General features: G+C 40.0%; 12 protein-coding genes. 2 read left to right on the forward strand and 10 right to left on the reverse strand.

The features are described 5' to 3' along the window. The first annotated feature begins 381 nt into the window (after window positions 1–381). Window positions 382–1,566 carry a multidrug efflux MFS transporter EmrD gene (gene emrD / locus ACTH6U_RS11430; RefSeq protein WP_294105156.1) on the forward strand — a complete coding sequence of 395 codons (1,185 nt, stop codon included), beginning with the start codon at window positions 382–384 and terminating at the stop codon, window positions 1,564–1,566. Window positions 1,567–1,605: 39 nt separating this feature from the next. Here the strand turns inward: emrD and ACTH6U_RS11435 are convergent, their stop codons facing one another. From ACTH6U_RS11435 to ACTH6U_RS11445, 3 genes are all read right to left on the reverse strand, one after another. Beyond that, a complete protein-coding gene (locus tag ACTH6U_RS11435; protein WP_441832240.1) occupies window positions 1,606–6,702 on the reverse strand; it encodes a M66 family metalloprotease in 5,097 nt (1,698 codons plus the stop codon). A 230-nt stretch (window positions 6,703–6,932) separates the two neighbouring features. Beyond that, window positions 6,933–8,459, reverse strand: coding sequence for a glycerol kinase GlpK (gene glpK, locus ACTH6U_RS11440; RefSeq protein ID WP_294105161.1), 1,527 nt, complete (start codon window positions 8,457–8,459; stop codon window positions 6,933–6,935). 24 nt (window positions 8,460–8,483) lie between these two features. Beyond that, window positions 8,484–9,326: an MIP/aquaporin family protein gene (locus tag ACTH6U_RS11445; protein WP_294105164.1), complete on the reverse strand. Its 843-nt coding sequence runs from the start codon at window positions 9,324–9,326 to the stop codon at window positions 8,484–8,486. A gap of 315 nt (window positions 9,327–9,641) precedes the next feature. Here ACTH6U_RS11445 and zapB point away from each other — a divergent pair, with 315 nt between their 5' ends. Next, window positions 9,642–9,881 carry a cell division protein ZapB gene (gene zapB / locus ACTH6U_RS11450; protein ID WP_294105166.1) on the forward strand — a complete coding sequence of 80 codons (240 nt, stop codon included), beginning with the start codon at window positions 9,642–9,644 and terminating at the stop codon, window positions 9,879–9,881. A 185-nt stretch (window positions 9,882–10,066) separates the two neighbouring features. On the opposite strand, the gene rraA is transcribed toward zapB, so the two are convergent. The 7 genes from rraA to priA form a co-directional block, all read right to left on the reverse strand. Beyond that, window positions 10,067–10,591 carry a ribonuclease E activity regulator RraA gene (gene rraA, locus ACTH6U_RS11455; protein ID WP_294105169.1) on the reverse strand — a complete coding sequence of 175 codons (525 nt, stop codon included), beginning with the start codon at window positions 10,589–10,591 and terminating at the stop codon, window positions 10,067–10,069. Window positions 10,592–10,736: 145 nt separating this feature from the next. Next, complete coding sequence (locus ACTH6U_RS11460; RefSeq protein WP_294105170.1) at window positions 10,737–11,660, reverse strand: 1,4-dihydroxy-2-naphthoate polyprenyltransferase; 924 nt, start codon at window positions 11,658–11,660, stop codon at window positions 10,737–10,739. Window positions 11,661–11,912: 252 nt separating this feature from the next. Then, on the reverse strand, window positions 11,913–13,247 hold the full coding sequence (gene hslU / locus ACTH6U_RS11465; RefSeq protein WP_294105171.1) for an HslU--HslV peptidase ATPase subunit: 1,335 nt from the start codon (window positions 13,245–13,247) through the stop codon (window positions 11,913–11,915). An 11-nt stretch (window positions 13,248–13,258) separates the two neighbouring features. Next, the gene (gene hslV / locus ACTH6U_RS11470) at window positions 13,259–13,789 is read right to left on the reverse strand and encodes an ATP-dependent protease subunit HslV (protein ID WP_294105173.1); all 531 of its coding nucleotides are present in this window, start codon (window positions 13,787–13,789) and stop codon (window positions 13,259–13,261) included. Between the two features lie 166 nt (window positions 13,790–13,955). Then, window positions 13,956–14,780 (reverse strand): cell division protein FtsN, encoded by an 825-nt coding sequence (gene ftsN, locus ACTH6U_RS11475; RefSeq protein WP_336429745.1) that lies wholly within the window; start codon window positions 14,778–14,780, stop codon window positions 13,956–13,958. Between the two features lie 74 nt (window positions 14,781–14,854). Continuing rightward, on the reverse strand, window positions 14,855–15,883 hold the full coding sequence (gene cytR / locus ACTH6U_RS11480; RefSeq protein ID WP_294105176.1) for a DNA-binding transcriptional regulator CytR: 1,029 nt from the start codon (window positions 15,881–15,883) through the stop codon (window positions 14,855–14,857). Between the two features lie 333 nt (window positions 15,884–16,216). Then, window positions 16,217–18,415 carry a primosomal protein N' gene (gene priA, locus ACTH6U_RS11485; RefSeq protein WP_441832241.1) on the reverse strand — a complete coding sequence of 733 codons (2,199 nt, stop codon included), beginning with the start codon at window positions 18,413–18,415 and terminating at the stop codon, window positions 16,217–16,219. Window positions 18,416–18,514 lie beyond the last annotated feature (99 nt).

Genomic DNA, 18,514 nt, shown 5'->3' on the forward strand with positions numbered 1-18,514 from the left:
TTTTGTTATTTCTATAGCGATGTGTTTATTAGGATTTAATACTAGAACAGATCATTATTTGTTCTTATCGATAATGTGGTTCAGTGATTTATTCTTAGAAATAGAGAGTTGGCAATGTCAATGTACACTTATGTTGACATAAGCGGCGAATATGGCTGCCATTCATAGATAAACTAAAATGATGTACTGGCTCGAAAAAATATTATTTTTTGTTATCTTAGTCACATTAGAACAAGGTTTATGTTTCATTGCTTTTTATGCCAACTTTGAAACAAGAATTTATTATTCAGTATTTAATTTTTAAACTCCGCCCTGTGTTATTAAATTTTAATAATGCAGAGCTTGTGTGTGCATAGAATTGACTATTTTTTTGAGAAGAAAATGAGAAAACTGGAACATTTTAATCTGTTGTTGATGCTAATTGCTTTAGCTGCTGTCGGGCAGATGACTCAAACTATTTATGTCCCTGTTATAGCTGAGATAGCAGTTTATTTTAATGAACCTTCGGGTGCTGTGCAGCAAGTTATGGCTGCGTATTTATTTTCTTATGGCTTTTCACAGCTATTATATGGGCCACTTTCAGATCAGATTGGTCGCAAACCCGTAATTTTAGCAGGATTGACCATTTTTCTGTTATCAACAGTTATCGCAGTTTTCTCACCAACACTTGAGGTGTTGACTATTGCCAGTGGTTTACAAGGGCTAGGTACGGGAGTGGCTGGCGTTATGGCAAGAACCATGCCTCGTGACCTGTATAAAGGTACTGCATTGCGTTATGCCAATAGCTTATTAAATATGGGCATACTGGTCAGTCCGTTATTAGCCCCTATGTTTGGTGGAATATTGGCGCATTTTTGGGGATGGCATGCTTGCTATATTTTCCTGTTTATCTTAGGTGCATCAGTGCTATTAAGTATGTATCACTGGTTACCAGAAACGCGCCCAGTTTCCCCTGAAAAACGTAAAATGGTCGCGTCATATGTTCAGTTGCTTTCTAATGGTCCATTTTTGTCCTATTTAGCGATGTTAATTGGTGCATTAGCCGGAATTGCAGTTTTTGAAGCCAGTAGCGGTGTTTTAATGGGCGGCGTTTTAGGGCTTAGCAGTATTACTGTGAGTATTTTATTTATTTTACCAATTCCAGCTGCCTTTTTTGGTGCTTGGTATGCAGGACGTGAAGGTAAAAGCTTTTATTCACTAATGTGGCATTCCGTTATTATTTGCTTATTAGCTGGCATATTAATGTGGATACCAAGCTGGTTCGGTGTGATGAACACTTGGACATTGCTAATACCTGCCGCCATCTTTTTCTTTGGTGCGGGTATGCTATTTCCGCTTGCGACTACTGGCGCAATGGAGCCTTTCCCTTATCTTGCTGGGGCGGCAGGTGCTTTAGTCGGTGGTTTGCAAAATGTGGGCTCAGGTATAGCAACATGGATTTCATCCCATATGCCACAAAATGGCCAATTTAGCTTAGGCTTATTAATGTTTTTGATGTCAATCATGGTGTTACTGTGTTGGTTGCCTTTGGCTCATAAAATGAACCAAACCGAAAGTACAGTTTAGTTTTTAAATACAGGCGGTATGGTTACCGCCTGATGACTTTTATACTATTAGAAGTGGAGAAGAGACCGCCGATGATGCTATTGGCATATACACTTTATTGCCCATTATAGTTTGACTATCGGTTTTATCCATTGTGCTAAATAACTCCGGCTGATTTTCAATTTTGTTGAAAACGACGGGATGGTTATAGTCTAAGAATTCCATGTTTTCACTGATTATTGACGTATAATTTTGAGAGAGTGTGATGGAGAATGGTTCAACTCTATCTTGTAAGTGTTCATCAATATAAATCTTTATTTTATTTATTTTTAGTGCAGGTGTACTGTCTATAGTACCAATAATGGATAGCTTATTGCCTTTTCGTGTGATCTGCCATTGTTCTAAAGGGTTCTGTTCTTGTTGTTTTCCTTGTTTATCTTCCACCGTAAGAGTGACCCAATAATTACAGATATTTTCAGGTAATTGTAATGCTGTGATATCAATAGTTTGATTAATGTGTACATCCGAAAGTAATGGAACATTTGATTCAGTATAGTAATCCTGAGGTACTATATTATTGTTTTCCAGTAAGTTCGTATGATTGATTGGTAAAAATATCTGCGTAGTTCGGACTTGGGTAAATTCACCTAACGGGTCGTGTAATGAAAAATATTGTTGATGTCGTTGCCCATTTTCAATCCAAGCAGCACAGATTGCACTATCTTCAGTGAGCCGGTGTAGGTTTATTTTTCCTGTTTTCAAATCAATTAAATCAGTGGCGGTAGCAGACCAAAATAACTGACTGCCACTCCAATAGTTATCGAGAACTAATTGTTCTAGAGATGAATTGCTCTTCCATTTGCTAAAGAGGCGGTTTGCTAGGGAATTTGAATTCTTATAAGTATAAATTGATTCACCAATTTGTTTATTTTTATTAATTCTGGCAATTTCGATTTTTACGAGTTCTCCTTTATCTGGAATATTTAAATTAATCGTTTCTATATATGGGATCGCTTGCAAACTTTCTGTCAGTAAACCTTGCTTTGTGGCGTATGTGACGGTCAAGGCATAGGGTGTATGGTGATGATATGGGCGGCCTTCGCCTGTTTTCAGGTTGTGATATTTAGCTGGTAGGTTGCCAATTGTGCGTAATGGTTGGATTGTGCTGTAAGGGTGAGGTTGATTATCAGGGGTTGTTATAATCAATGCTTGTATCCAATAAACAGGGACATCTCGTTGATGAGCGAGCTCATAATGCCGTGTATTAGGATAAAAGCTAGAAAAATTATCAAGAGTAAGGGTAACCCACTTTTGTTCTTTTTCTGACCAGTTTTGATAATAACCTTCTCCAGCAAAATTATTATCTTCAATATCGTGATCGATAATGTTGTTAGGCTGCCAACGTAGTTTTTTTCTTAAAAATTGTTGAATGCGCTGAGTAAAAAAATCAGAGTGTGGAGTAAAGGCATTAAAATGGTCATATCCTTGATTCTGTAAGAAAGGATATAAAGCTGGCATGACCTCCTTGCTTTCCTTGCTGTGCGGCTCAGTATATCGATAGGTAATATAGGATTGAGTTTGCTGATCATAGCCAATATTTTGGCCATTTGTTTTACCATCAAATGGATAAAAAAATTCAGTGTTATCAGTGTTATCAGTGTTAATGGTATGGTTCAAACCAAACCCGTGCCCGTACAACTCATGCCACATTACATCTGAACGAGCAATACCAGCACCTTGATTCTTCCAAGCTAGGCCTAGTAAGTTAATGGTATTTGTCGGAGTCAGTGCATAGTAATTAAAGTCACTATCAAGGCCATTGACACCGATGCTCTGATGGCTTCGGTGAAAACCCCAAGAGATCTGTTCAGTGCTATTATTATAAAATCCATTAACCCTATCATAGGCTGGCATGAACAGGGCTGAATGATGAGTGATAGCAGGGTCAAGTGGCATCGTTTGCGAAATCGTTGGGTAACTATACAGCGTGAATTTAGTTGCTGGTAATTTTGCTGCGGCTTCTATGCCCCAACTGAGTGGGGAATAAGCGTAAACACCGTGACCTTGTTGGTATAGGCTATGGTGAGTAATACGAGAAGTCATTTCATTGCTGACACTGATTTTAGGTTTAAAAAAACCATTGTTATCAGTATAAGGCATAGTTATTGGTGTATCACCAGCTATTAGTTGAATGCGAATATCGGGTTGTACCCAGTGACCTTTCAATGGTGCAGTATAACTATGTTTATGAACCTCTTTACTTTCCACTGAGGGTATATTTGGTATGGAAGGTAATTTCTGTGGCAGTTTGTCTGGACCTGTTAAGCGAATTCGGCCAAGTTCCATATCATTTTTGTCGATTACAATAGCGGTTAAATTAGGTGCGCTTGCAGCGGATTGGCTAGTAATGTCTACCTTTAATAAGGCCCATCGGTTAGCTGTTAGTATAAAATAAGGTGTATCAGGGCTTTGTAAATGAGTTTGAGCAAGTTGAATTGTTTGAATTTTCATATCATCAGGAACACTGTAATTTCGCTTTGCTGGTTCATGATAAATTGGATCTGGAATGGTGAATACTCGTTTACCGGGGTAGCTTACAATTGGCGGGCGGTCAGATTGAATGTGAATTGACATTGGCGCAGATTCTTGACCATTTTCTGTTATCGCAACAAAGTCGAATTGATCATCACCAGAAAATGACTCATCACTTTTGGGTTGATATTGCCACTCTCCTGTTCGGTTATTGAGTGTAACAATACCAAATTTCGGCGCTTCGAGTAGCCGATATTCAATAATATCCTTATGCGATGGTAACTTATCGGTGACAGCGCCTACTGTGAGCTTATTTGTCTCTGCTCCTGTATTATTTGCTATGACAAATGGCAGGGTTTGATGCTGAATGCCAAAATTAAGATCTTCGATAGTCCTATTTAGGGGATCCTTGATGTATAATTTTTGATCTTCCTCTTTCTTACCATGATGATAACTCACTACTAATGAACTACTTTGTGCATGTGACTGTAGATAATTTTGTAAGCGTTCGACAAATTGCTCAGGGAGTGTTTCACGTAGGTGAGGTGACCTCAATTCTGTTTTGATAAATTGTACTTGTTCTGTTTCTTGGCCTTTTAATACCAGTGAAAAATGAGTAATTTCATTTAAGTTTTCAGGTTTTAGATGAATAATATGTTTGGTATATCCATGTTCTTTTATTGATTTGAACTTATGTTTTTTATAATATTCTGATTTTATTTGTACATAATTTATTGCTTTATTTTTTTTGAGTTGCAGTTGAAGGATAGATAAATTATCTCCTTGAATCGTGATGTTATTATCTTTAAATTTAGCTGAAATATGCGTGTTGAATAAAGGCTCAATTTCTTGATTAACTTTATTTTCTATTTCACTGACTAATGATTGCCATGAGTTGTGAGGCGAAAGTCTAATATCATTTAATATAAATGGTTTCGAATGGCTATCTATTTGTAGAGATAATGAAAAATATTCGGCTTGAGTTACCATGTCTTCAGTTAAATGAAGAGAGCTAATTGCAGGCGAGGGTAATGAAATAACTTTCTGATAGCTAACCTCAGGAATAGAAGGTTCAGTAATAATAGGAATGCGCTCTTTTTGATACGGTACTTCTGTTAAATGGTGGTGAAGTGCTTGGCTGGATAGTTGCTCTGTATTACCGTTAATATCCCACATAAGTTGGAATTTGGGAATGTCTCCGTTATTGGTAATGATTATTTGAATAGGGTACTTTTTATTAGCCTGAAGGTTATTTAACTTGAGAGTATTTAATTGTTGGTTTTTATCAATAGATGCGTCTTGATGATTAACTTTATATGACTGTAGTAAACCGGGGCTGTATTTTTCTAATGCAAGTATTAGGAAACCATCACGTGGTGCAGTTATAGTCCCATCATAAACCCATTGAGTAGGTGTTTTACGTGGAGATAATAAAAGGTGAGCGTTATTTTGTAATGAGTTTGCAGGAATAACCGTTTTAAAAACAGGTGTTGTTGTGTTAGTCAGTGGGTTTAATTCATTAATTGTTAAGTGTAATCCATGTTTACTGTGAGCGGCAGTTGGGCTAGTGGCTTGTTCTTGCTCATATTGCGTTGGTTGAATTTCTTGGATAAGCTCCTGTATAGCTTTGCTAGATGATATATCGTCATTATGATGAATCAAAACACCTCCACCCGTGAGCGCCATATAATGACGCGCGAGCTTAACTTGTTTGTCATTTGCATTTGAAGGTAGGATGACAATTTCATAGTGTCGATACCACTGTCCGCTAGGTAGCAATGGGTCAGCCATTTGATTAGCGGCTCTAGAGTCACCTTCTAGCCAATCATGTGGTGAATTAAAGCTGTCGACAAAAAGTCCATGTTTAGATTTGAATTGAAATCCTGAAAGCTCGTCAATACTGACAGCACTGAGTAGATGAATTTTTTGGTTTCCACCGGGTATACGCTGTTTATCTGCTAACCAACTGAGTAGGTGAAAAGCGGTATTACCTGTTTCTGATCTTGTTGGGTCCTCTTTAATTAAAGCGTTGATGAGTGTGGAGTTATGACGGAGTACGGCGATACGACCCCTTCCTTTTTTGTAGTAACCAAGCTGCAAGTTATTCTGTTTCACTTCATTAGTAATGATTTCTTGTACCTTGGTATTATGTGAATGCCGAGTAGGAGGGTGAATTAAGTTCTCAGGAATATACTCATAACCATTCTCCGTATCCCAATAAAAGCGAAATTGAGGTACTGAGCCATCGGTAATTGTTGTAAATTTAATGGGATACTGTTCACCGGCATTAAGATTATTAAAATAGAGGCCATTAGTGATTTCCTCTGTGCTTAATTTTATTTTTTTATGATTGATCTCAATAGATAAATCACTGCTGTGTTTATCAATCATAAAGGAATACTTTCCATTCTTGGGAATGGTAATTATACCTTCATATACCCATTTACTTTGTGTTGTTCTTGTTTTTAATAATGCGGCATTATCGGTTAAGTCAGAAACAGCGATGACTTGTCTAATAACGGGAGTCGTTTGGTCAAGGCTTGTCATATCATAAACTTGAACCTGTAAACCAAATTTTTGTTCTTTATTCCATTGAACAGATGAGGGGAAGCTTGGGTTATCCATAACCTATTTCTCTTTGTGTTTATTAATATGAGTGACATGAGATAGAACTATATGGATATTTTAATTACTTATAATGAAACGTCTAATTTATTATTATACTAATAGCTATGATTACATTTATTAAATAATTAGTTGTCAGGTGATTTACTAGGAGAAACAATTAATCCTATCGTGAATAATAAAAGGCCATATAAATTATATGGCCTTAGAGTGATTAGCTTAAAAAATATTTAAGCGCGATCTTCCCATTCTTGCGCTCGAGCAACAGCTTTTTTCCAACCTTCATACTTGACATTGCGCTCTATAGTTTCAATGCCTGGCTTAAACTCACGCTCAATAGTTGCCTTGCTTTGCAGTTCATCCAAGCTGCTCCAAAAACCAACAGCTAAACCTGCAAGATAAGCTGCGCCTAAGGCCGTACTTTCACGGACTTCAGGACGTTCTACCGTTGTGCCTAAAATATCAGCTTGGAATTGCATTAAGAAGTTATTAGCAACTGCACCACCATCAACACGCAATGCTTTTAATCGTTCACCTGCATCTGCTTGCATAGCATCTAGCACATCGCGAGTTTGATAAGCGATAGATTCAAGGGTGGCACGAATAATATGATTGCGGTTAGCCCCACGACTTAATCCGAAAATTGCGCCACGGGCATATGGGTCCCAATAAGGTGCACCTAAACCTGTGAATGCAGGTACGACATAAACACCATTACTATCTTTTACTTTAGTTGCAAAATATTCAGAGTCGGTGGCTTCATCGATAAGTTTGAGCTCATCACGCAACCATTGAATTGATGCACCGCCCACGAATACAGCACCTTCAAGGGCATAATTTACTTCGCCTCGAGGACCGCAAGCTATTGTGGTGAGAAGGCCATGATTAGAGCGTACAGCGGTTTCTCCTGTGTTCATCAGTAAGAAACAGCCAGTACCATAGGTATTTTTAGCCATCCCTGGTTTCACACAGAGCTGACCATACAATGCGGCTTGTTGGTCACCAGCAATACCTGAAATTGGGATACGTGTGCCGCCTTTACCTCCGATATTTGTTTGTCCATAAACTTCAGATGATGGACGAACTTCTGGTAACATAGCGCGTGGAATATTCAGTGCTTTTAAGATCTTGTCATCCCATTCCAAATTGCGGATATTGAATAACATAGTACGAGATGCGTTAGTGAAATCGGTAACGTGAACACGTCCTTGCGTCATTTTCCAGACTAACCAAGTGTCAACTGTACCAAACAGTAGTTCGCCTTTCTCTGCACGCTCTCTTGCGCCTTCTACGTTGTCGAGAATCCACTTAATTTTGGTGCCAGAGAAATAAGGGTCAACAACCAATCCTGTATTTTGGCGAATATACTCTTCTAAATCTTTATCATTTTGTTTTAAATGAGTACAAAAATCAGCGGTACGACGGCATTGCCATACAATAGCATTATAAACAGGTTTACCTGTTTCTTTTTCCCATACGATGGTGGTTTCACGTTGGTTGGTGATCCCGATACCTGCGACTTCATCAGTACGAATATCTGCTTTAGCAAGCACTTCAACGAGTGTTGAGCTTTGTGATGCCCAAATTTCCATTGGGTCATGTTCGACCCAGCCTGGCTTAGGATAAATTTGAGTAAACTCACGTTGAGAGATACTAATAATATTGGCTTCGTGATCAAGTACGACAGCTCGTGAACTGGTTGTTCCTTGATCAAGAGCGACAATATATTTTTTAACGATATTAGTTTCTGTTGTCATAATTTAAACCTGTTCCCGTAATAATTATACGTTTTTAGTTAATGGTTTTTTTTCTTCAATCTCTGATTCACAAACCATGCAAGGTAAGTGACGGCCAATTAATTTGCGGTATCCAAATGCGCCTAACAGTCCACCAACAATTGGAGCGGTCAGCGGTATCAGGAAGTAAGGAATTTCTCGTCCACCAGTTAGTGCAATATCACCCCATCCTGCAAGGTAAGCGACAACTTTAGGGCCAAAGTCACGAGCAGGGTTAAGTGCGAATCCGGTTAGTGGGCCAAATGAACCGCCAATAACAGCGATTAAAATACCAATTAATAAAGGTGCTAATGGGCCACGAGGAACACCATTACCATCATCGGTCAGACCTAAAATCAGACAAACTAAAATAGCAGCAATGACAACCTCAATGAAGAATGCGTGGAGCTCACTAATTTGTGCTGCTGGATAGGTTGAGAATACCCCTGCTGTAAACAAGCTTTCTTGTGTACCACGAATAATATGGTGTACCTGATCATAATCAAAGAACACAGGTGAGTACATCGCATAAACCAGTGCTGCGGCGCAGAAACCACCTAGCATTTGTGCAATAATGTAAGGAATAACCTTGCGTTTATCAAAGCAGGCAAATAGCCATAAAGCAAGGGTGACAGCCGGGTTTAAGTGAGCACCGGAAGTCGCGGCGGTAAGGTAAACGGCTAGGGCAACTCCAAAGCCCCAAATAACACTAATTTCCCAGAGGCCGAGCTGCGCCCCTGCAATTCTAACTGCGGCAACGCAGCCTAATCCGAAAAATACTAGCAGTGCAGTACCTAAGAATTCCGAAATGCACTGACCTGTGAGGGTAGTCGTGGTCATTTGGCTCATATGTTCTATCCTACGAAAATTGAAAATGAAATTAAAATTATTGTAATGTTTTTCTGAGTTAAGATTTTCTAATTGAAAACCCATACTGTAAATTTATCGTTAATGAACATAAACGAGAAATATCGAAATTGAAAAATGTGTGTTACATCACTAAAGCGAAAGAAAACAACCATAAATAGTGATGTAATCGACCTTTACAATGTGATCCGACCAGTGTTTTTAAATCACTAATCTATAGAATCAGACGTAAGGAACTGGACACAGGGGATCATGCTACTTACAATCTGTTAAAAGCTTATATGGGAGATTAAAAACATGTCATTTGAAGTATTTGAAAAACTAGAGTCAAAAGTTCAACAAGCGATCGACACCATCACACTATTGCAGATGGAAATCGATGAATTGAAAAGTAAAAATGGTTCATTGAACCAAGAATTAGAGAATGCAAAATCAGGTACTGAGTTACTGGTGCGTGAAAATGAGCAATACAAACAAGAACAACAAGTGTGGCAAGAACGCCTGCGCACTTTGTTAGGTAAGATGGAAGAAGTTTAATTTACTCGTCATACTTTGATTTACAGGAGTGTTGGTTGCGTTCAGCAACCTGAGTTACAGACTTTTGTCTGTTCCGCCCGCTATCTTTGTTTACCGGCTGCTTGTATTTTGAATTGTAAAAATAAGGGCAGATAGTGAATTCTATCTGCCCTTATTTATTGAATTTATTGAGGGGACTATGCGTATTATGCGTTGATAGGATCTTCGAATTCGTCAATTTCACTGTTGGGAGCAGTAAGTGGCTCTTCGGATAAAATCATACCGGTGTTATCTGCGTACAGATAATCGCCAGAGAAGAAAGTCACACTACCAAAATTGACTCGAATATCACTTTCGCCGACGCCTTCGTCAGGGCAGCCAGCAGGGACAGCAGCAACAGCTTGGATACCAAGGTCTAGTTCCATCAATGCATCGACTTGACGCACTGCACCGTAGACGACAATACCTTCCCAGTTATTATTAAACGCTAGTTCTGCAAGTTCAGCATCAATCAGTGCCTTACGGACTGATCCGCCACCATCAACCAGTAATATGCGACCATTACCGTCTTCTTCCAGCAAATCATACAGAATGCCATTATCTTCAAAGCATTTAACTGTAATAATTTGACCGCCAAATGAAGTACGTCCACCAAAGTTGGAAAAAAGAGGTTCTACCACGTTAACGCTTTCTTGGTAGATGTCGCAGAGTTCGGAAGTATCATATTTCATAGGATTCAGATCTTTTTTTGCTGCAAGAGAAATTAAGTATATCCCTTTTTAATAGTGATTGGCAAAGTTCCCCACCCTAAACAGGTGGGAAAGTCAAAAAAACAGCAAATAATTGTACAACTTGCTCATCGCTATCTGTGAATCACTATTTACTCATTACAACGCCAATAGAAAAAAGCACATTGGTCAATAATGCCGCTTTGACCATATTGACTAACATTGGACGCATACCTTCAGGCGTTGGGTCCATCAGGACTCGGCGTATATGATTCATCAGCATTGGAACGGCAAGTAAAAACAGCCAGCCACTCCAACCTTGCAAATATAATAAATTGAAGAAGGCTAAGCACAGAATGGCCGCAAGGATGATGATGGTATGATAAATTCTTGCACCTTGAGGGCCCAAGCGAACCGCTAATGTGTTCTTTCCTGCTTTGATATCATTTTCGATATCGCGCATATTATTAATATTCAAAACAGCGACAGAAAGTAGTCCACAAGCAGTTGCGGGTAAAATAGTAATCACATTGAAGCTATTTGCTTGCAGATAAAAAGTGCCGATAACACTCAGCCAGCCAAAGAAAACCAAGACTGAGATGTCTCCAAGACCTAGATAACCATAAGGTTTTTTACCTACGGTATAGGTAATTGCTGCCAGGATAGCGATGAGACCGAGCGTTAAAAAGCCAATAGCATCTTCAGGTTTTTCACAAGCGACAAAAATCAATAATAAGCCAGAGATACAAGCGGCAATAATATTAATTTTTAGCGCTTTTTTCATATCTGCTTGGGTAATTACCCCTTTTTGCATACCCCGTAAAGGGCCTATGCGTTCGGCCGTATCGGAACCTTTAATGGCATCCCCATAATCGTTTGCAAGGTTAGATAAAATTTGAAGCAAACCAGCAGTAATAATCGATAGAAGGGCGACTGGCCATTTGAAATTACCAGTTAAATAGGTTAGTGCAGAGCCAGTAATGATAGCAATAACCCCGAGAGGAAGGGTCTTGGGACGCAAGCTTTCTAGCCAGGCCTGTTTACGGCTAATAGGAATTGGTGATGAGCTCATTTAATCATTTCACAGGTTTATGCCCTTTATCGTTCAAGTTACAGCTTTGTTGGCTGCGTTAATTTGCAGTCTAGCGATAACTTAAATTATTCAGGGTAATGTTCTTAATAATTTTAATAACCCATCATCTGAGAAATACATCGGTGTTTTTCGTGTGATGGATTGAATATAGAGTGTCAAAAGTGCAGCAATTATTGCTGCACTTTATATGACGTCTATTAAGGATACATGAAAACCGGATAATTAATAAGATTATAAAATAAATCTACTCAGATCTTCGTCTGCAACTAATTCGTCTAAGTGTTGTTTCACATAGTTAGCGTCAATTTGAATTGACTGGCCACTACTTTCACTTGCATCGAAAGAGATATCTTCCATTAAACGTTCTAACACAGTGTGAAGACGGCGAGCACCAATGTTTTCAGTGGATTCATTTACTTGCCATGCAGATTCTGCAATTTTACGAATTCCATCTTCAGTGAACTCAATATTCACACCTTCAGTAGCCATCAGCGCTTTATATTGCTCAGTCAAAGAAGCGCTCGGCTCAGTTAGAATGCGAACAAAGTCTTCCGTCGTGAGTGCTTGTAGCTCAACACGAATCGGTAAACGACCTTGTAATTCAGGGATCAAATCTGATGGGCTAGAAACTTGGAAAGCGCCAGACGCAATAAACAGGATATGGTCAGTTTTTACCATGCCATGTTTCGTTGAAACTGTGCAGCCTTCAATTAATGGTAGTAAGTCACGTTGTACGCCTTCACGAGACACATCAGGTCCTGAGCTTTGACCACCACGTTTACAGATTTTATCGAACTCATCGATAAACACGATACCATTTTGCTCAACCGCTTCGATGGCTTGCTCTTTTAGCTCTTCTGGATTGACTAATTTTGCTGCTTCTTCTTCAATCAGTAATTTGAAGGCTTCTTTGATTTTCATCTTGCGTGGTTTTTGTTTTTGCCCTGCAAGATTTTGGAACATTGATTGAAGTTGGTTGGTCATCTCTTCCATGCCTGGAGGCGCCATGATTTCAACACCCATTGGGCTTGCTGAAACTTCGATTTCAATTTCTTTGTCGTCTAACTGACCTTCACGTAATTTTTTACGGAAAGTTTGGCGAGTTGGTGATTGCTCATCAACAGACTCAGATTGTCCCCAGTTATTTTTTGCAGGCGGGATCAGTACATCAAGAATGCGCTCTTCTGCCATTTCTTCAGCACGGTAGCGATTTTTTTCGATAGATTGATGACGCACCATTTTTATCGCGGAATCGGTCAAATCACGAATGATAGAGTCAACTTCTTTACCGACATAGCCTACTTCAGTAAATTTAGTGGCTTCAACTTTGATGAACGGTGCATTGGCAAGTTTTGCAAGGCGACGTGCAATTTCTGTTTTACCTACACCAGTAGGACCAATCATCAAAATATTTTTTGGTGTCACTTCATGGCGTAATGCTTCATTCAACTGCATACGGCGCCAGCGGTTACGTAGCGCGATAGCAACAGAACGTTTGGCCTTGTTTTGACCAATAATATAATTGTCGAGTTCGCTGACAATTTCGCGTGGAGTCATTTCGGACATGCTAGCAATCCTTATGATTTTGAAGTGATTTCTTCAAAGTTGACATTATGGTTGGTGTAAATACAGATATCACCCGCAATGGCGAGTGCTTTTTCAGCGATTTCTTTGGCACTTAAATCTGTATTTTCTAATAGTGCACGAGCTGCGGATTGTGCATATGGACCACCCGAGCCTATGGCAATTAAGTCATTCTCTGGCTGAACGACATCCCCATTACCTGTGATGATGAGCGATGTATGTTCATCAGCAACAGCGAGTAGCGCTTCAAGTTTGCGTAACATACGGTCTGTACGCCAATCTTTGGCTAATTCAACGGCTGCTTTTGTTAAATGCCCTTGATGCAATTCGAGTTTACGTTCGAATAGCTCAAAAAGCGTAAATGCGTCTGCGGTGCCGCCAGCAAATCCTGCAATAACTTTATCATTATACAAACGACGGACTTTGCGGACATTGCCTTTCATGACGGTATTACCCATCGTCGCCTGTCCATCACCACCAATAACGACCTGGCCATTACGGCGAACACTTACGATTGTTGTCATGAGTTAGCCCCTGATTTTATGACAAAAGAGTACGGTTGGTTTTGATTTTCAAGAGAGAGATTTCAAGTGATAGTTGTTGATTAACTATCACTTGAAATTTATTGAGAACAAAAACACCCACACATGAGTACGTTAGATCATTAGATGGGGTGGGGGAGGAAGTTTTTCAACCCCCTGACGCGCGAAGAATACAACCAGAAACACCGACACCGGCTGCACGGTCACGCATTTTTTCTGCGGTTGACTTAGAATACGGGCCCAGTACGATACGATGCCAACCGCCACCAGCGGCTACACGGCTTTCAATACCTGCAAAAGCGAGTGTCGCCCGAACAGACTCAGCCTGATCAGCGGTGCGGAATGAACCACATTGCACCATCATATTTTGCATATTATTAATTGGTTTTGGTTCTGATTTTTTTTCAGGTTCAGCTTGCGAAATAGGGGCAACGGGTCGTGTTTCTGGTTTTGGTTCACTCGGAATCAGGGGTTTTCTTTGAACGGGTGGTTCAATAGGCTTAGTCGGCTCATTGATAATGACCTGAGAACGCGGTACAGGCTTGCCATTAAATGGAACCTCTTGCAGATTAGTGACCGGCTGACGTCTATCTGAATCTATCTGCTCAAGCAATTGGCGCTGTTCTGGTGTTAAATCAGATTGGCGAATGATATTGCCCGCACCAGTTGTATTAGGCTGTTCTATATTAGGTGAATCAACGCCACGACGCTCTAATTCTTTAATATAGCGCCAGCGTTCTTCTGGTTTTGGTGGTAGCGTGCTACCTGCTGGTGGCGGAGTCACAGCACTGTTAGTTTGTGGCGCGTCTTTTTTATTGTGGGTGATATAAAATAAACCGCCGACAAATAGCCCGACAATAGCAACAGCAACAACCAACGTGGTGATTGGTAGTCCTTGTGCTTTTTTCGATTTACCTTTGCTTTTTTTGCGGGCAGATGTTCGGCCTCGCGCTACATAATCTTTTTGTGCCACGCTATTAATTCGCTAGTTTATCAATCGTTAGTCGTCATTTAGATTCACATGTTACTTAACCTGAACGATTTTGCCTAGCTTTTAGGCGCTTTTGTACTCTCTCTGATGATTAAATCAGAATCTAGGAGGCGTGAACCTGCGATTACAGCGTTTCCTTTTATCTGTTCAAGCAGTAATTGCATTGCTTGAAGACCAATTTCAGTACGTGGCTGATTGATGGTTGTGAGTGCAGGCAATGTATATTTAGCTTGATCTAAATTATCGAAACCTACAAAGGAGAGGTCATCTGGCAAGGTTAAACCCATTTTTTTTGCTTGCCACATTGCCCCTATCGCCATGATATCACTATGACAAAAAATAGCCGTTGGTGGTTGAGGAAGTGAGAGTAACGTCTTCACTGCTTCAGCGCCACCTTCGTGGGTGAAATCAGCTCTGAGAATATAATTCTCTCTCAGTCTTTCACCTGTCCGTAGCATGGCTTTTTTATAACCTTCTAGACGATATTGACTCAGCGGCATATTTTCCGGCCCAGCAATACAGGCAATGAGTTTATGACCTTGTTTTTGAAGGTAATGAGTGGCATTAAATGCCGCTGTTAAATTATCAATATGTACGGTTGGAAGTTTTAGCTCAGGCGCAAACTCATTGGCCATAATGATAGGGGGTAGATTTTTTTGTTCTTCAGTTGATACATCAAATGGCAAATTAGAGCCTAACAATATCATGCCATCGATTTGCTTAGTGATAATCAAGTTGATGAAAGCATTTTCTTGTTTTTGTTGATGTTTGCAATCACCAATTAAGACAAAGTAACCTTCTTGTGCCGCAAGCTCTTCAATCCCACAGATCACATCGCTAAAGAAAGGATCGCGAATATTGGGGACGATCACGAGAATTGTTTTGGATTCATTGCGTTTGAAGCTTCGGGTCAGATTATGTGGATAATAACCAACATCAATAACAGCTTGCTCAACTTTTTGACGCGTTTGCAGAGAAACTTTTTCAGGGTTCATTAATGTTCTGGATACTGTTGCTGTTGATACACCCGCTGCACTTGCAACATCTTTCATCGTTGCTGTGTTATTGTGTGTTTGATTTTCCACAACGCCTTCCTTAGGGTTATTTAATCGATTGCTTTTATGAATGGCGCGAACACGTCATTATTTCTGATTAGAGGTCATTCTAATCGGTTTCACAACAATATCTGTTACCTAGTTTACATAAATTTTGTGACTTACGTCATTTTTTAGAGCTGCTTCGCAAATTTTGAAAATAATTGACGCGAAAAAACTTAAGGTAAATTTATGTGGGGTGAAATTTAACCAATTTAGCAAATTTAAAAAATAACTAAATACGTTAATTTATCAATAATACCCGCTCAATGTGTCGATACCACTTAAGTACTTTATACATTACTGATATTAAATACATTATGATTAACCATCAGTTGGGTCTACATCAATATTCCATTTTACTTTACGACTTTCAGGCTGTTTGAGTAATTCAGGTAAAAGCTGAGCCATAAATTGTTGAAGGTATCCGCGTGATGGGTGCTGTAATAATAGCTGCCAACGAAAACGTCCCCCTCGTTTGGCTTGAATCGAAGGTGTAGGACCTAAAATCCATAGTCGCGAGTCACTTTGTGGATGCTGAGAAATATATTGCCTAACATTTTGTAAAAAGTTACGTGAATCCTGATTATTATGATCTTCTGAACGGATTAATATATGACTGGTATAAGGTGGCAACATCGCAATGCGGCGCTCTTCCATGGCTTCATGCGTAAACGCGTTATAGCCATTTTCAAGTAAAGTCAGCAATAATGGGTGCTCAGGGTGATGAGTTTGTAGAAAAACTTCACCTTGCTTGCCTGCTCGTCCAGCACGACCTGAAACTTGCACATATAATTGAGCAAACCGTTCCGCAGCTCTGAAGTCACTGGAAAAGAGTGCACCATCAACATCTAATAATGCAACTAATGTCACATCGGGAAAGTGGTGGCCTTTAGCAAGCATCTGGGTGCCAATTAAAATTCGAGCGCCACCTGCATGGACTTCATTTAAATGCTGCTCGAGCTCACCTTTACGGCTGGTGGTGTCACGGTCGATACGGGTTACTGGCGTATCAGGGAACAGCTCTGAAATACCCTCTTCAAGTTGCTCTGTTCCCATACCCACAGGCACAAGGTGCGTGGAACCGCACTCTGGACATTGTCGAGGAACAGGTCGTTGGCTATCGCAATGGTGGCAACGCAACTGATGAAAGTTTTGATGGAGCGTATAATAGTGATCGCAACGCTGACATTCGGCTATCCATCCACATTCGTGACAAATCAAGGCGGGAGAATAACCTCGTCGATTTAAAAATAAAATAACTTGGTTATTATTCGCTAAATGCGCTTTGATGTGCTGAATTAGCAGATGTGATAGACCGTGTTTAAGGGGTTGTCCTTTTAAATCAATTAAATGTTGTGTTGCAGGGCGTGCATTTCCGGCTCGGATAGTTAAGTCTAATTGGCGATATTTGTTTTGTTGTACATTACATAAGGTTTCTAAAGAGGGTGTTGCTGTGCCCATAATTATGGGGATATTATCTTTTTTGGCACGAAAAACAGCCAGATCCCGTGCATGGTAGCGCCAGCCATCTTGTTGTTTATAAGAGCTATCGTGCTCTTCATCGATAATAATAATGCCCAAATCAGCAAATGGTGTGAACAATGCAGAACGAGTCCCAATAATAATGGCATTTGTTCCTTGCTTAGCCCGTAGCCAAACGGCTAAACGTTCACTGTCATTTAGCGCCGAGTGTAAGACATCAACTGGTGCATTAAAGCGTTCACGAAAACGGCTAATGGTTTGTGGCGTTAATCCAATTTCAGGCACAAGGACAAGGGCTTGTTTGCCCTGAGCTAACACATTTTCTAATACGCTTAGATAAATTTCTGTTTTACCTGACCCCGTAATACCCGCTAATAGCCAAGGGGAAAATTCATTATCTTGTGAACGAATTGCTCCCACGGCGGTAGCTTGTTCACTATTCAAACGAAGTCGTTCACCGCAAACCGCAAATTGCGGTTGCCATCTTTCTGTGACTGGCTGTACGGGATGAAGTTCGACATACTCTTTTTTCTTTAATGCTGGCAAGGCGCTGTCACTGATATCGAGTTCGCTAATTTGGTGGCGATACACAGGGTGACGACGCAATATGGCGAGTGCTTGCTGTTGTTTGGGCGATCGTTTGAGTTCATTGAGATCAACGGATAGACCCTGTGGGGTAACTTGCCATTGCCAAATCGGTGTGAATTCGGCCGCTTTACCTTGGCGTAAGAGTGTTGGTAACGCGTGAAAGAGCACTTCTCCAATAGGGTAATGATAATATTGGGAAGACCATAATAACAGTTGCCATAGGTCATCGGGAAACAGTGTTTGTGAATCGAGTGTAGAGTCGATGGTTTTTAATTGATCCTCAGAAAATTCACTTTTGTCATTGTGATTTATAACAATGCCCAGTGCTTGGCGTTTGCCAAAGGGCACCATTACACGGCTTCCAATAACGGGAAGTGGCATATTATCGGGCAAGCGATAATCAAATGTGCGATTCAAAGGAACAGGTAAAGCCACCTGAACGACGATCATAACTGGATTTCCGTCTGTTTTTTATACGATGATATATCAATTAGTTGATTAGAATAACACAAAAAGTATTTGTTTTTCATTGCGCGGTAAACAGATTTT

This window comes from Providencia sp. (assembly GCF_052096715.1).
Taxonomy (GTDB): Bacteria; Pseudomonadota; Gammaproteobacteria; order Enterobacterales; family Enterobacteriaceae; genus Providencia.